Raw genomic sequence first — 13,857 nt, forward strand, 5'->3', positions numbered from 1 at the left:
CGTACCCCGCCCCCTCAGCCGTGAACCGCAGGGTTCACTTCGAACTCAGGGAGTTCAGGAGACGCCCAGCTCCTTGGCGTTGGCCTTGAGGTCCTCGATGCCACCGCACATGAAGAACGCCTGCTCCGGGAAGTGGTCGTACTCGCCGTCGCAGATCGAGTTGAAGGCCGCGATCGACTCGTCCAGCGGGACGTCCGACCCGTCGACGCCGGTGAACTGCTTGGCGACGTGGGTGTTCTGGGACAGGAAGCGCTCCACACGACGGGCACGGTGGACGACGAGCTTGTCCTCCTCGCCGAGCTCGTCGATACCGAGGATCGCGATGATGTCCTGGAGGTCCTTGTACTTCTGCAGGATCGTCTTGACGCGCATGGCGGCGTCGTAGTGGGCCTGCGCGATGTAGCGCGGGTCCAGGATGCGGGACGTGGAGTCCAGCGGGTCCACGGCCGGGTAGATGCCCTTCTCGGAGATCGGACGGGACAGAACCGTCGTCGCGTCGAGGTGGGCGAAGGTGGTGGCCGGGGCCGGGTCGGTCAGGTCGTCCGCGGGGACGTAGATCGCCTGCATCGAGGTGATCGAGTGACCACGGGTCGAGGTGATGCGCTCCTGGAGGAGACCCATCTCGTCGGCCAGGTTCGGCTGGTAACCCACCGCGGAGGGCATACGGCCGAGCAGGGTCGAGACCTCGGAACCGGCCTGCGTGAAGCGGAAGATGTTGTCGATGAAGAACAGCACGTCCTGCTTCTGCACATCGCGGAAGTACTCCGCCATGGTCAGACCGGCGAGGGCCACGCGCAGACGGGTGCCCGGGGGCTCGTCCATCTGACCGAAGACCAACGCGGTCTTGTCGATGACGCCCGAGTCGGACATCTCCTCGATCAGGTCGTTGCCCTCACGGGTGCGCTCGCCGACACCGGCGAACACGGAGACACCGTCGTGGTTGTTGGCGACACGGTAGATCATCTCCTGGATGAGCACCGTCTTGCCGACGCCGGCGCCGCCGAACAGACCGATCTTGCCGCCCTTGACGTACGGGGTCAGCAGGTCGATGACCTTGACGCCGGTCTCGAACATCTCGGTCTTCGACTCGAGCTCGTCGAAGTTCGGGGCCTTGCGGTGGATGCCCCAGCGCTCGCCCTCGTACTTCTCGTCGACGTTCAGCACCTCACCGAGGGTGTTGAACACCTTGCCCTTGGTGAAGTCGCCGACCGGCACGGTGATGGAGGAGCCGGTGTCGGTGACCGGGGCCTGGCGGACCAGACCGTCGGTGGGCTGCATGGAGATGGTGCGGACCAGGCCGTCACCCAGGTGCTGGGCGACCTCCAGGGTCAGCATCTTCTTCTCGCCGGCGTTGGCCGGGTCGGCCACCTCGACGTGAAGCGCGTTGTAGATCTCCGGCATCGCGTCGACGGGGAACTCCACGTCGACGACCGGGCCGATGACCCGGGCGACGCGGCCCGTGGCAACGGCCGTCTCAACTGTCGTCGTCATTACCTGTCACTCCCCGCGGTCGCGTCGGCCAGGGCTGCGGAGCCACCGACGATCTCGCTGATTTCCTGGGTGATTTCGGCCTGGCGGGCCGCGTTGGCAAGTCGGGAGAGCGTGGTGATCAGCTCGCCCGCGTTGTCGGTGGCCGACTTCATCGCGCGCCGCGTGGCGGCGTGCTTGGAGGCGGCCGACTGGAGCAGCGCGTTGTAGATCCGGCTCTCCACGTAGCGCGGCAGCAGGGCGTCGAGGACGTCCTCCGCCGAGGGCTCGAAGTCGTACAGCGGAAGGATCTCGCCCTTGGGGGCCGCCTCCTTCGCCACCTCTTCGAGGCTGAGCGGCAGCAGACGGTCACCGAGCGCCGTCTGCGTCATCATCGACACGAACTCGGTGAAGACGATGTGGAGCTCGTCCACGCCGCCCTCGGCCGTGTCCTTCTCGATGGCCTCGATCAGCGGACCCGCGACCTTCTTCGCGTCCGCGTACGTGGGCTCGTCGGTGAAGCCCGACCACGACTCCACGACCTTGCGCTCGCGGAAGTTGTAGTGGGCCAGACCGCGGCGGCCGACGATGTACGTGTCGACCTCCTTGCCCTCGGCCTCAAGACGCTCGGTCAGCTGCTCCGCGGCCTTGATGGCGTTGGAGTTGAAGGCACCGGCGAGACCACGGTCGCTCGTGAGGAGCAGCACCGCGGAACGGGTCGGCGTCTCGGCCTCCGTGGTCAGCGGGTGCTTGGTGTTCGAGCCGGTACCGACCGCCGTGACCGCACGCGTCAGTTCCTGCGCGTACGGCGTGGACGCCGCCACCTTGCGCTGCGCCTTGACGACGCGCGAGGCGGCGATCATCTCCATCGCCTTGGTGATCTTCTTGGTCGCGGTGACGGATCGGATGCGACGCTTGTAGACCCGGAGCTGGGCTCCCATGAGTCAGGTCCCTTCCTTACGTCACTTGGCGGCGGCCGGGGCGTCCTCGCCGAGAAGCTTGCCGTCCGAGGTCTCGAACTGCTTCTTGAACTCGGCGATCGCGTCGGCAACAGCGGTGAGGGTGTCGTCCGACATCTTGCCGCCCTCGCGGATGGAGGTCATGAGGCCCTGCTCCTTGCGGTGCAGGTACTCCAGGAGCTCCTTCTCGAAGCGGCGGATGTCGGCTACCGGGACTTCGTCCATCTTGCCGGTGGTGCCGGCCCACACCGAGACGACCTGGTCCTCGGTCGACATCGGCTGGTACTGGGCCTGCTTCAGCAGCTCGACCATGCGCTGACCGCGCTCCAGCTGCGCCTTCGACGCGGCGTCCAGGTCGGAACCGAAGGCGGCGAACGCCTCCAGCTCACGGAACTGGGCGAGGTCGACGCGGAGCCGGCCGGCGACCTGCTTCATCGCCTTGTGCTGCGCGGAACCACCGACTCGGGAGACGGAGATACCGACGTTCAGCGCGGGGCGCTGACCGGCGTTGAACAGGTCCGACTCCAGGAAGCACTGGCCGTCGGTGATGGAGATGACGTTGGTCGGGATGAACGCCGAGACGTCGTTGGCCTTGGTCTCGACGATCGGCAGACCGGTCATCGAGCCGGCGCCCATGTCGTCGGAGAGCTTCGCGCAGCGCTCCAGCAGACGGGAGTGCAGGTAGAAGACGTCACCCGGGTAGGCCTCGCGGCCCGGCGGGCGGCGCAGCAGCAGCGACACGGCGCGGTAGGCGTCGGCCTGCTTCGACAGGTCGTCGAAGATGATGAGGACGTGCTTGCCCTCGTACATCCACTGCTGACCGATGGCCGAACCGGTGTACGGCGCCAGGTACTTGAAGCCGGCCGGGTCGGACGCGGGGGCGGCGACGATGGTCGTGTACTCCAGCGCGCCGTTCTCCTCCAGCGCACCGCGCACGGACGCGATGGTGGAGCCCTTCTGGCCGATGGCGACGTAGATGCAGCGGACCTGCTTCTTCGGGTCGCCGGTGCGCCAGTTGTCGCGCTGGTTGATGATCGTGTCGACGGCCAGGGCGGTCTTGCCGGTCTGGCGGTCACCGATGATCAGCTGACGCTGGCCACGGCCGACCGGGGTCATCGCGTCGACGGCCTTGTAGCCGGTCTCCATCGGCTCGTGCACCGACTTGCGCTGCATGACCGTGGGGGCCTGCAGCTCAAGGGCGCGGCGGCCGGACGTCTCGATCTCGCCGAGGCCGTCGATCGGGTTGCCGAGCGGGTCGACGACGCGGCCGAGGTAGCCCTCGCCCACGGCGACGGACAGGACCTCACCGGTGCGGGTGACCGGCTGGCCCTCTTCGACGCCGCTGAACTCGCCGAGGATGACGACACCGATCTCGCGCTCTTCGAGGTTGAGCGCGAGGCCGAGCGTGCCGTCCTCGAACTTCAGCAGTTCGTTGGCCATGGCCGAGGGGAGGCCCTCGACCTTCGCGATGCCGTCGCCGGCAAGGGTGACCGTACCGACCTCCTCGCGCGAGGCCGCGTCCGGCTTGTACGACTGGACGAAGTTCTCCAGCGCGTCCCGGATCTCCTCCGGCCGGATCGTGAGCTCCGCCATCTGGGTTCCCTGCTCTCCTTGTTGGGCCCGAAGTTTCAACTTGGGGGTCTGGGGGCGACCCCCAGGAATCCTCTGCACGACCCAACCGGGCCGTAGGTACGTACTGCTTACTGCTTATGAAGTTGCTGCTCAGCCCGCCAGGCGGCGGCCGGCGTCCTCGATGCGGTCCGCGATCGAGCCGTTGATGACCTCGTCGCCGACCTGCACCCGGATCCCGCCGAGGACCTCGGGGTCCACGTCGATGTTGAGGTGCATCGTGTGGCCGTAGAGCTTCGCGAGGGCGGCGCCCAGGCGCTGCTTCTGCGTGTCGCTCAGCGGCACCGCCGAGGTGACGACCGCGACCAGGCGGTTCCGGCGCTCGGCGGCGAGCTTGGACAGGGACTCCAGTCCCGACTCCAGGCTACGTCCCCGCGGCGCGGTCACAAGGCGCGTGACCAGACGCTCGGTCACCGCGTTCGCACGGCCGCCGAGCAGCCGGTGCAGCAGCTCGATCTTGGCCGAGGTGGTGGCGGCGCGGTCGGTCAGCGCGGCGCGCAGCTCGGTGTTCGAGGAGACGATCCGCCCGAAGCGGAACAGCTCGTCCTCGACGTCGTCGAGCGCGCCGGCCCTCTGCGCGGCGGTGAGGTCCGCGGTGGCGGCCAGCTCCTCCAGGGCGTCCACCAGGTCGCGGGACTGCGACCAGCGGGAACGCACCATGCCGGACACCAGGTCGACGGCCTGGCCGCCGACCTGACCGCCGAGCAGGCGCTGGGCCAGCTCGGCCTTGGCCTCACCGGCCTGCGCCGGGTCGGTCAGGACCCGACGCAGCGACACCTCGCGGTCGAGCAGCGCGGTGACGGCGGCCAGCTCGTCGGCGAGCTTCGCCGCGTCGGCGGACGTCGAGTCCGTCAGCGCGTCGAGACGCTCGCGTGCGGCTGCCAGGGCCTCGCGGCTCGCTCCGTTCATCGCGCGGCCTCGGCCTTCTCCTCAAGGTCCTCGAGGAAGCGGTCGATGACGCGGCTCTGCCGGGCGTGGTCCTCGAGGGACTCGCCGACGAGCTTGCCGGCCAGCTCGGTCGCGAGCTGACCGACGTCCTGCCGCAGCGCGGACGCGGCGGCCTTGCGGTCGGCCTCGATCTGCGCGTGACCGGCGGCGACGATCTCCTCGCGCTGCCGCTGGCCTTCGGCGCGCATCTCGGCGATCAGCGTGGCACCCTGCTCCTGCGCCTCCTGGCGCAGACGCGCGGCTTCGTGCCGGGCCTCGGCGAGCTGGGCCTTGTACTGCTCGAGAACGCTCTGGGCTTCGACCTGAGCCGCCTCGGCCTTCTCGATGCCACCCTCGATCGCCTCGCGGCGCTCCTCCAGAACCTTGTTGATGTTCGGGAGCAGCTTCTTCCAGAAGAAGAAGAACACGATGGCGAAGGCGATGGCTCCAACGAGCAGCTCGGGACCAGCCGGGACGAGGGGGTTCTGCTTCTCCTCGGCCGCCAGCTGTACCAAGTGGTTGGCGATCACATCAGTGCCTTTCGTCGCTACGTGTGGGTCAGGACCGAATTACTGACCGAACACGAACGGCATAACGATGCCGATGAGGGCGAGCGCCTCACAGAACGCGAAGCCGAGGATCTGGTTGGCGCGGATCAGGCCGGCCGCCTCGGGCTGGCGGGCGAGGGCCTGGGTGCCGTTACCGAAGATGATGCCGACGCCGACGCCGGGGCCGATGGCGGCGAGGCCGTAACCGACGGAGCCAATCGAGCCGGAGACGGCGGCAAGGGTCTCAGTGGCAGCCATGCTGATTCTTCCTTCTCTTAACGGACCGGTGGGGGTTGGCCACCGGACGACTGGGGGGTTGCAGGCAGGTGGTGCTCAGTGGTGCTCGGCGAGAGCGCCCTGAATGTACGAGCAGGCCAGCAGCACGAAGACGTACGCCTGGACGGCCTGCACGAAAAGCTCGAAGAGGATCATGATCATGGTCATCACGAACGAGACGCCGGCGGCCGGGATCATGTAGCTGTTCAGCAGGTACCAGGAGGCGACGGTGAACATCACCAGCATCAGGTGACCCGCGAACATGTTGGCGAAGAGTCGCACCGCGTGCGTGAACGGGCGGACGAGCAGGTTCGAGAAGAACTCGATGACCATGACGAGCGGCAGCACCGCGCCGAGCGACTTGTCGTAGCCGGTGATGTTCTTGAAGAAACCGACGAAGCCGTGACGCTTGAACGTCAGACCGACCCAGAGGAGCCAGACGAGCGCGGCCAGGACGACGGGGAAGGCGAAGACCGACGACACCGGGAACTGGGCCAGCGGGATCACCGACCAGATGTTCATGATCCAGATGAAGAAGAAGAGGGACACCATGAGCGGCACCCACTTCTCGCCCTCGCGCTTTCCGAGCGTCTCGTAGACGATCCCGCGGCGCACGAAGTCGTAACCGGCTTCGCCGACCATCTGCAGCTTGCCCGGGATCACCTTCGCCTTTCCGAAGGCCGCCCAGAAGAAGACGACTACGAGAACGCTGGTGATGAGCGAGAGCAGCATCACCTTGTTGAACTCGACGCCCCCGACCGTGGCGATCGGCTCGAACAGGAACGAGTGCAGGCCCGGAGCCGGGAAGCCGCACCCGTTGTCGGACATGATCCGACAACTCCAGTCAAAGGCGAGCTGGGTCTGGTCAGCACTCACCGCGGGCTCCTTCGGCGTGACGCATGGGTACGGCAACCTCGTTGTGTCGGCGCGGCATGCTGCCGCGGGTCGGCACCGGACTGGTGTGACGAATGTGGGGGCGGCTGAGGGGCATCGAGCCTCGCGCTTGAGCAGGCGTCAGCTCGGATGCCCGCGCCCGCGATGCCGCAGTTGGCACCGGACGATAGCAGGAGATCTCGTAAGCCTTTATCCCACCCCTACCCCTCACGACGACGACCCTGTCTTCTCGGACTTACCGCTCTTCTCCGAGTCCGGGTCGACGTAGAAAAGCTTGGCCTTCATATGCGCACGAGCCTGCGCGGCCATCCACACGACGGTCGAGACGACGAGCGAGACGGCGAACGCCTTCGCATTGAAGAGAGTGGTGTCCTTGAAGACGGCCACGAAGATCAGGAGCAGCAGGAGTTGGGCGACATAAAGCATCAGCCCCATGGCCTGGAACAACTGCGGGAGCGTTTTTGCCGTCCACTGCAGGACGTACAGGCCGATTCCCATGAACAGGATCGCGAGCACCACACCGACCGCCGCGCCGAGCGCACCCTTGCCGCCGGCGACCGCAGCGCTGACGGCGACAGTGATCACGCCGACAGCCGCTGTGGGCACAGCGGTCTGCAAGAGGTTCCGGACGTCATTGGACGGCATGGCGGCAACTCCGCTTTCACAGGGGGCGGGGGGGTGTCGTCATGGACGAGCGTAGTCCCGGGGCGAGTGGGGAACTCGCGGCCAATGGACCGTCGCACTACGGTCCTTCAGCTCTCTCCTGGGTTCTCGTGAACCGTATCACAAACTATTTGATGCGGTCTTTACCAAGTGGGTGTGCTCGCTGTCACACATGAGAGTGACCGTGCCCGTCTGCGCAAAAACAGGGGTGACTTGTCTGGTATTGGGGAGCTTTGCTCCCCCACGACTTGGCAATGCTCTAGTCAGATTCTTACCTTGCCGACGTCAGCGCGACGTTCCGGCCTTTCGCCTGTCCAGGAAGCGCGAACGGGCGCTCAGAGCGGTCGCTCCGTTGACTCCCGACACACCTGCCACGACCGGAGTGCGCGGCTCCGCGTCGTCCGTGGCGGCCTCCGCGGCCTCAACTGCCGCCTCCTGCAAGGGAGCTGACGCGGCGATACGGGCGGCGCGACGGCGACGGTAGCGGGGCGGCACGAAGGCCTCGGCCCAGCGCGGGGTGCGCGGGGTGAAGCGCGGCAACAGCAGCAGGACCAGGCCGATCGCGCTGAGGATCACGATGCCGAGCACGATCCACATTGACGCGGAGTTGACCGAGTAGGCGAGCGCACCGAACGCGATCAGCGCCGACCAGAAGTACATGATCAGCACGGCCCGGCTGTGCGAGTGGCCGATCTCCAGCAGCCGGTGGTGCAGATGACCCCGGTCCGCGGCGAACGGCGACTGACCGCGCCAGGTGCGCCGCACGATCGCCAGGACCAGGTCGGCGGCCGGGATGGCGATGATCGTCAGCGGGAGCAGCAGCGGGATGTAGACGGGCACCGTCTGGTGCACGGCCGCCTTCTCGGACCCGGCGAACAGCTTCAGCGCGTCCGGGTCGACCTGTCCCGTGATGGAGATCGCACCCGCGGCCAGCACCAGCCCGATCAGCATCGAGCCGGAGTCGCCCATGAAGATCCGCGCAGGGTGCATGTTGTGCGGCAGGAAGCCGATGCACATGCCCATCAGGATCGCCGAGAACAGCGTGGCCGGGGCGGCCGCCTCGATGCCGTACGAGTACCAGATCCGGTAGGCGTACAGGAAGAACGCGGCGGCCGCGATGCACACCATGCCGGAGGCGAGGCCGTCGAGGCCGTCGACGAAGTTCACCGCGTTGATGGTGATGACGACGAGCGCCACCGTCAGCAGGGTGCCCTGCCACTGGGTCAGCGCGACGTTGCCGGCGCCGGGGACGGGCAGCCACAGGATCGTCAGACCCTGCATGACCATCACGCCCGCGGCGATCATCTGGCCGCCGAGCTTGATGAGCGCGTCGATCTCGAACTTGTCGTCGAGGACGCCGATGAGCCAGATCAGCGCCGCTCCGGAGAGCAGCGCCCGCGGTTCGTTCGACTTCTCGAAGACCTGGTTGAGGTTGGTCAGATGGTCCGCGACCAGCAGGCCGGCGCACAGACCGAAGAACATCGCGATACCGCCGAGACGCGGAGTGGGCTCCCGGTGCACGTCACGGGCCCTGATCTCCGGCATGGCTCCGGCCACGATCGCGAACTTCCGTACCGGCCCAGTCAGCAGATACGTCACCGCGGCCGTGATGCAGAGCGTCAGCAGGTATTCACGCACAGGCTTCCCCACAGGTCTCGCTGGCCATCTCAGCCCCACACCCTAGCGACGGACGCATACGAGTGGGGACTTCCGGGTAGCGACGATGGTTGCACGCGTGGCTGTGCGTGCGGTTGCACGCAGGTGTACGCGGGTGCGCCTACCCCCGCTCAGCCCGGATACGGCTGAAATCTACCGGCCAGCTCGCGCACTTGATCACGCGCCTTCTGACTCTCGACCTCCCCGCGCAGCACTCCCACGAAGAGTGCGGCGATATACGCCATCTCCTCCTCGCCCATTCCCTGCGTGGTCACGGCCGCCGTACCGAGCCTGAGCCCGCGCGCGTCGCCGTGCGGCAGGGCGCAGCAGTCCAGCACCATCCCGGCCGCGGCGAGCCGTCCGCGCGCGGTGCGGCCGTCGACGCCGAGGGGTGCGGGGTCGGCGGTGATGAGATGCGTGTCGGTCCCGCCGGTCGTCACGACCAGGCCCTCCGCCGCGAGCCCGGCCGCGAGAACCCTCGCGTTGGCGACCACCTGATGGGCGTACACGGAGAACGCCGGTGTCGCCGCCTCGCCGAACGCGACCGCCTTCGCGGCGATGGTGTGCATCTGCGCGCCGCCCTGGGTGAAGGGGAAGACGGCCCGGTCGACCCGCTCGGCCAGCTCGCTCCCGCACAGGATCATCCCGCCGCGGGGCCCGCGCAGCACCTTGTGGGTGGTCGCGCAGACGACGTCGGCGTACGGCACCGGACTGGGCGCCGCTCCCCCGGCGACGAGCCCGATCGGATGGGCCGCGTCGGCGATCAGATAGGCCCCCACCTCGTCGGCCACCTCGCGGAAGAGGGCGTAGTCGATGTGCCGGGGGTAGGCGATGGAACCGCAGACGATCGCCTTGGGCCGGTGGTTGCGGGCCAGTGTCCGGACCTGGTCGTAGTCGATGAGCCCGCTCTCGGCGTCGACCCCGTACCCGACGAAGTCGAACCAGCGGCCGGAGAAGTTGGCGGGCGAGCCATGGGTGAGGTGACCGCCGTAGGGCAGGCCAAGAGCGAGGACGGTGTCCCCGGGCCGCAGCAGCGCGGCATACGCGGCCAGCACGGCCGACGACCCCGAATGGGACTGCACATTGGCGTGCTCGGCCCGGAACAGCGCCTTCGCCCGGTCGACGGCGACCCGCTCCGCCACGTCGACGATCTCGCACCCGCCGTGATGCCGGGCCCCGGGATACCCCTCGGCGTACTTGTTCGCGAGCGGCGACCCGAGCGCGGCCAGCACGGCCGGCGAGCAGAAGTTCTCGGCGGCGATCAGCTGCAACGTCGTCGACTGCCGGTCGAGCTCACCGAGCAGGATCTCGGCCAGCTCGGGGTCCTGGCGCCGCAGGACGTCGGCGGTCTGAGGGGCATGGGTGACCGACATGGTGGACTCCGAGCGACGCTGTGTGGGCGGTCAGCCTCCGGGGCGTCCCCTTCGGCTCACTCGCCGTGATGACGTACGACCAATGTAGGCCCGGGACCCGTGGGGTGCTCGGTTGTTACGTCCTCGCGGGTACGCCCGTGAGCGCTGTGACGACCGGATCCAGCGCCTGGTGTATCTCGTCGCCGACCGAGCGGAAGAACCCCAGCGGGGCGCCGTACGGGTCGTAGACCTCGTCGGCCTCCAGGGTCGGGGCCAGGAGCCACCCGCGTAGAGCCGCCGCCGCTCGGACCAGGGCACGCGCGCGGACCACCACGCCGTCCTCCAGGGGCGGCAGGGTCGCCGGGTCTATCGCACGGACCAGGCGGGTGAACTCCTTCAGGGTGAAGGTGCGCAGGCCCGCCGAGTGGCCCATGGAGATGACCTGGGCGCGGTGGTCGCGGGTGGCCGTGAGGACCAGGTCGGCCATGATGACGTGCTCGTCGAGGAGCTCCCGGCCGAAGAAGCCGGAGGCGTCCGCGCCGAAGTCGGCCAGCACGGTCTCCGCGTTGGCCTCCATGGGGGCGCCCTCATGACCCCAGGTGCCCGCGCTCTCCACGATCAGCCCGCCGCCCAGGATGCCGAGCCGCTGTTTCACGTAATGCCGGGTCAGCCGCTCGGTGATGGGCGAGCGGCACACGTTGCCGGTGCTGACGTGGAGGATGCGGAAGCTGTCGCGCGGCAGCCCCACGAACGTCGTCGTGATCTCCGCCGCACTTTCCCCGTTGCCTATGCCACGCCCCGCGTCAGGGGCTGTCAATTGGCCACCTCGAGGTCGGGTACGACCTTCCGCAGCTCGTCGGGCGAGAGGGCGCCCTCGCGGAGCAGCACGGGCACGGGGCCCGTGACATCGACGATCGACGACGGGACGTTGCCCGGGGTCGGGCCGCCGTCGAGGTAGACGGAGACGGAGTCGCCGAGCATCTCCTGGGCGGCGTCACAGTCCTCGGGCGCCGGGTGGCCGGTCAGGTTGGCGGAGGAGACGGCCATGGGACCGACCTCCGTCAGGAGCTCGATGGCGACCGGGTGCAGTGGCATGCGCACGGCGACCGTGCCGCGGGTGTCGCCCAGGTCCCACTGGAGGGACGGCTGGTGCTTGGCGACGAGCGTCAGCGCGCCCGGCCAGAAGGCGTCGACCAGCTCCCAGGCCGGCTCGGAGAAGTCGGTGACGAGACCGTGGAGGGTGTTCGGGGACCCGATCAGCACAGGGGTGGGCATGTTGCGGCCCCGGCCCTTGGCGTCGAGCAGGTCGGCGACGGCCTCCGAGGAGAACGCGTCCGCGCCGATGCCGTACACCGTGTCGGTCGGGAGGACCACGAGCTCGCCACGGCGGACGGCGGACGCGGCTTCGCGCAGACCGGTCGTGCGGTCGGTCGCGTCGTTGGTGTCGTATCGCCGAGCCATGTCTAGCGGGCCTCCTCGTACACGTACTGCCTGATGGAAGTCGGGGCGGTGGTCACGGCAGTGCCTTGCGGGCCGTGGCGAACCGGGGGCGCTTGTTGAGGTCCGGGTGGTCGGCCGCGTCGGCCCAGCCCCGCTCCTCGGTGAAGATCCACGGCACCTGGCCGCCCTGGGTGTCGGCGTGCTCGATGACGACGACGCCGCCGGGGCGCAGGAGCCGGTGTGCGGTCCGTTCCAGACCGCGGATGAGATCGAGGCCGTCCTCCCCTGAGAACAGGGCGAGTTCGGGATCGTAGTCCCGCGCCTCGGGAGCGACGTACTCCCACTCCGTGAGCGGAATGTAGGGCGGGTTGGAGATGACGAGGTCGACATGGCCGTCGAGGTCGCGGAAGGCGTCCAGGGCGTTCCCCTGGCGCAGGTCGACCCTGGAGCCCTCGACGTTCTTACGGGTCCACTGGAGCGCTTCCTCGGACAGCTCCACGGCGTGCACGCGGGAGCGCGGGACTTCCTGGGCGAGGGCGAGCGCGATGGCGCCGGAGCCGGTGCACAGGTCGACGATGCGGGGCTCCACGACGTCCATGGCGCGCACGGCGTCTATGGCCCACCCGACCACGGACTCGGTCTCCGGGCGCGGCACGAACACGCCCGGCCCCACCTGGAGTTCGAGATACCGGAAGTAGGCACGCCCGGTGATGTGCTGCAGCGGCTCGCGCTGCTCGCGCCGGGCGATGACCTCCCAGTAGCGGGCGTCGAAGTCCGAGTCCTTCACGGAGTGCAGCTCGCCCCGCTTCACGCCGTGCACGAACGCGGCGAGCTCCTCCGCGTCGTTGCGCGGCGAGGGCACGCCGGCGTCGGCCAGCCGCTGGGTGGCCTGTGCCACCTCTGCGAGCAGCAGGTTCACGCATTCCTCCGTGTCGTACTGGGTCGTGCGTATGTGCGCCTTACGCGGCCGCCAGCTTGGCCGCCGAGTCCGCGTCGACGCAGGCCTGGATCACCGCGTCGAGGTCGCCGTCCAGGACCTGGTCCAGGTTGTACGACTTGAAGCCGACGCGGTGGTCCGAGATGCGATTCTCCGGGAAGTTGTACGTACGGATCTTCTCGGAGCGGTCGACGGTGCGGACCTGGCTGCGGCGGGCGTCGGCGGCTTCCTTCTCCGCCTCCTCCTGTGCCGCGGCAAGCAGCCTGGAGCGCAGGATACGCAGTGCCTGCTCCTTGTTCTGCAGCTGGCTCTTCTCGTTCTGGCAGGAGGCGACGACTCCGGTGGGGATGTGCGTGATGCGCACGGCGGAGTCGGTGGTGTTGACGGACTGGCCGCCGGGCCCGGAGGAGCGGTAGACGTCGATGCGGAGGTCGTTCGGGTTGATCTCGACGTCGACCTCCTCCGCCTCGGGCGTGACGAGCACACCGGCGGCCGACGTGTGGATACGGCCCTGGGACTCGGTCGCCGGCACGCGCTGCACGCGGTGCACCCCGCCCTCGTACTTCAGCCGCGCCCAGACGCCCTGCCCGGGCTCGGTCGCGCCCTGGCCGCCCTTGGTCTTCACGGCGACCTGGACGTCCTTGTAGCCGCCCAGCTCGGACTCGGTGGAGTCGATGATCTCGGTCTTCCAGCCGACGCGCTCGGCGTAGCGGAGGTACATGCGCAGCAGGTCGCCCGCGAACAGCGCGGACTCGTCGCCGCCGGCGCCGGCCTTGATCTCGAGGATCACGTCCTTGTCGTCGGACGGGTCCCGGGGCACGAGGAGCAGGCGCAGCTTCTCGGTGAGCTCCTCGCGCTGCTTCTCCAGCTCCTTGACCTCGGCCGCGAAGTCCGGGTCGTCGGCGGCGAGTTCCTTCGCCGTGCCGATGTCGTCGCCGGTCTGCTTCCAGGAGCGGTACGTGGCGACGATCGGGGTGAGCTCGGCGTAGCGCTTGTTCAGCTTGCGCGCGTTGGCCTGGTCGGCGTGGACCGACGGGTCGGCGAGCTTCGTCTCCAGGTCGGCGTGCTCGGTGAGCAGTTCCTCGACGGCCTCGAACATCTTGGGCTCC

At 68.4% G+C, this 13,857-nt stretch carries 14 protein-coding genes; all 14 read right to left on the bottom strand.

Translation table 11 applies throughout. From position 1 onward, the window contains the following. Positions 1–54: 54 nt before the first annotated feature. A complete protein-coding gene (atpD, locus tag ACWC09_RS22630; RefSeq protein WP_450852373.1) occupies positions 55–1,491 on the bottom strand; it encodes a F0F1 ATP synthase subunit beta in 1,437 nt (478 codons plus the stop codon). Next, on the bottom strand, positions 1,491–2,408 hold the full coding sequence (locus tag ACWC09_RS22635; RefSeq protein WP_450852374.1) for a F0F1 ATP synthase subunit gamma: 918 nt from the start codon (positions 2,406–2,408) through the stop codon (positions 1,491–1,493). Before ACWC09_RS22635 ends, atpD begins: the two co-directional genes overlap by 1 nt. Positions 2,409–2,429: 21 nt before the next feature. Further along, on the bottom strand, positions 2,430–4,019 hold the full coding sequence (atpA, locus tag ACWC09_RS22640) for a F0F1 ATP synthase subunit alpha (protein WP_450852375.1): 1,590 nt from the start codon (positions 4,017–4,019) through the stop codon (positions 2,430–2,432). Between the two features lie 129 nt (positions 4,020–4,148). Continuing rightward, positions 4,149–4,964, bottom strand: a complete 816-nt coding sequence (locus tag ACWC09_RS22645; protein ID WP_450852376.1) for a F0F1 ATP synthase subunit delta — start codon at positions 4,962–4,964, stop codon at positions 4,149–4,151. Continuing rightward, entirely contained in the window at positions 4,961–5,512 is a 552-nt protein-coding gene (locus ACWC09_RS22650; RefSeq protein WP_450852377.1) for a F0F1 ATP synthase subunit B, read from the bottom strand. Before ACWC09_RS22650 ends, ACWC09_RS22645 begins: the two co-directional genes overlap by 4 nt. A gap of 39 nt (positions 5,513–5,551) precedes the next feature. Then, positions 5,552–5,788 (bottom strand): ATP synthase subunit c family protein, encoded by a 237-nt coding sequence (locus tag ACWC09_RS22655; RefSeq protein ID WP_310766993.1) that lies wholly within the window; start codon positions 5,786–5,788, stop codon positions 5,552–5,554. A gap of 75 nt (positions 5,789–5,863) precedes the next feature. Next, positions 5,864–6,634 (bottom strand): F0F1 ATP synthase subunit A, encoded by a 771-nt coding sequence (atpB, locus tag ACWC09_RS22660; RefSeq protein ID WP_450852434.1) that lies wholly within the window; start codon positions 6,632–6,634, stop codon positions 5,864–5,866. A gap of 273 nt (positions 6,635–6,907) precedes the next feature. Further along, a complete protein-coding gene (locus tag ACWC09_RS22665) occupies positions 6,908–7,345 on the bottom strand; it encodes a hypothetical protein (RefSeq protein ID WP_450852378.1) in 438 nt (145 codons plus the stop codon). Positions 7,346–7,648: 303 nt separating this feature from the next. Continuing rightward, the gene (locus ACWC09_RS22670) at positions 7,649–9,001 is read right to left on the bottom strand and encodes an MraY family glycosyltransferase (RefSeq protein ID WP_450852379.1); all 1,353 of its coding nucleotides are present in this window, start codon (positions 8,999–9,001) and stop codon (positions 7,649–7,651) included. A 149-nt stretch (positions 9,002–9,150) separates the two neighbouring features. Further along, positions 9,151–10,392, bottom strand: coding sequence for a serine hydroxymethyltransferase (locus tag ACWC09_RS22675; RefSeq protein WP_450852380.1), 1,242 nt, complete (start codon positions 10,390–10,392; stop codon positions 9,151–9,153). Positions 10,393–10,507: 115 nt separating this feature from the next. Further along, on the bottom strand, positions 10,508–11,188 hold the full coding sequence (locus ACWC09_RS22680; RefSeq protein WP_450852381.1) for an arsenate reductase/protein-tyrosine-phosphatase family protein: 681 nt from the start codon (positions 11,186–11,188) through the stop codon (positions 10,508–10,510). After that, positions 11,185–11,832: an L-threonylcarbamoyladenylate synthase gene (locus ACWC09_RS22685; RefSeq protein ID WP_450852382.1), complete on the bottom strand. Its 648-nt coding sequence runs from the start codon at positions 11,830–11,832 to the stop codon at positions 11,185–11,187. Before ACWC09_RS22685 ends, ACWC09_RS22680 begins: the two co-directional genes overlap by 4 nt. Before the next feature lie 52 nt (positions 11,833–11,884). Further along, positions 11,885–12,730, bottom strand: coding sequence for a peptide chain release factor N(5)-glutamine methyltransferase (gene prmC, locus ACWC09_RS22690; RefSeq protein ID WP_450852383.1), 846 nt, complete (start codon positions 12,728–12,730; stop codon positions 11,885–11,887). Positions 12,731–12,770: 40 nt separating this feature from the next. Continuing rightward, on the bottom strand, positions 12,771–13,847 hold the full coding sequence (gene prfA / locus ACWC09_RS22695; RefSeq protein WP_450852384.1) for a peptide chain release factor 1: 1,077 nt from the start codon (positions 13,845–13,847) through the stop codon (positions 12,771–12,773). Positions 13,848–13,857 lie beyond the last annotated feature (10 nt).

The organism is Streptomyces sp. NPDC001617 (genome assembly GCF_053596855.1).

Excerpts from the sequence above, each read along its gene's own strand:
- ACWC09_RS22685 (WP_450852382.1), bottom strand. The coding sequence starts at position 11,832 with ATGGCTCGGCGATACGACACCAACGACGCGACCGACCGCACGACCGGT.
- ACWC09_RS22645 (WP_450852376.1), bottom strand. The coding sequence starts at position 4,964 with ATGAACGGAGCGAGCCGCGAGGCCCTGGCAGCCGCACGCGAGCGTCTC.
- ACWC09_RS22635 (WP_450852374.1), bottom strand. The coding sequence starts at position 2,408 with ATGGGAGCCCAGCTCCGGGTCTACAAGCGTCGCATCCGATCCGTCACC.
- ACWC09_RS22655 (WP_310766993.1), bottom strand. The coding sequence starts at position 5,788 with ATGGCTGCCACTGAGACCCTTGCCGCCGTCTCCGGCTCGATTGGCTCC.
- ACWC09_RS22675 (WP_450852380.1), bottom strand. The coding sequence starts at position 10,392 with ATGTCGGTCACCCATGCCCCTCAGACCGCCGACGTCCTGCGGCGCCAG.
- atpB (WP_450852434.1), bottom strand. The coding sequence starts at position 6,634 with ATGTCCGACAACGGGTGCGGCTTCCCGGCTCCGGGCCTGCACTCGTTC.
- prfA (WP_450852384.1), bottom strand. The coding sequence starts at position 13,847 with ATGTTCGAGGCCGTCGAGGAACTGCTCACCGAGCACGCCGACCTGGAG.
- ACWC09_RS22665 (WP_450852378.1), bottom strand. The coding sequence starts at position 7,345 with ATGCCGTCCAATGACGTCCGGAACCTCTTGCAGACCGCTGTGCCCACA.
- atpD (WP_450852373.1), bottom strand. The coding sequence starts at position 1,491 with ATGACGACGACAGTTGAGACGGCCGTTGCCACGGGCCGCGTCGCCCGG.
- atpA (WP_450852375.1), bottom strand. The coding sequence starts at position 4,019 with ATGGCGGAGCTCACGATCCGGCCGGAGGAGATCCGGGACGCGCTGGAG.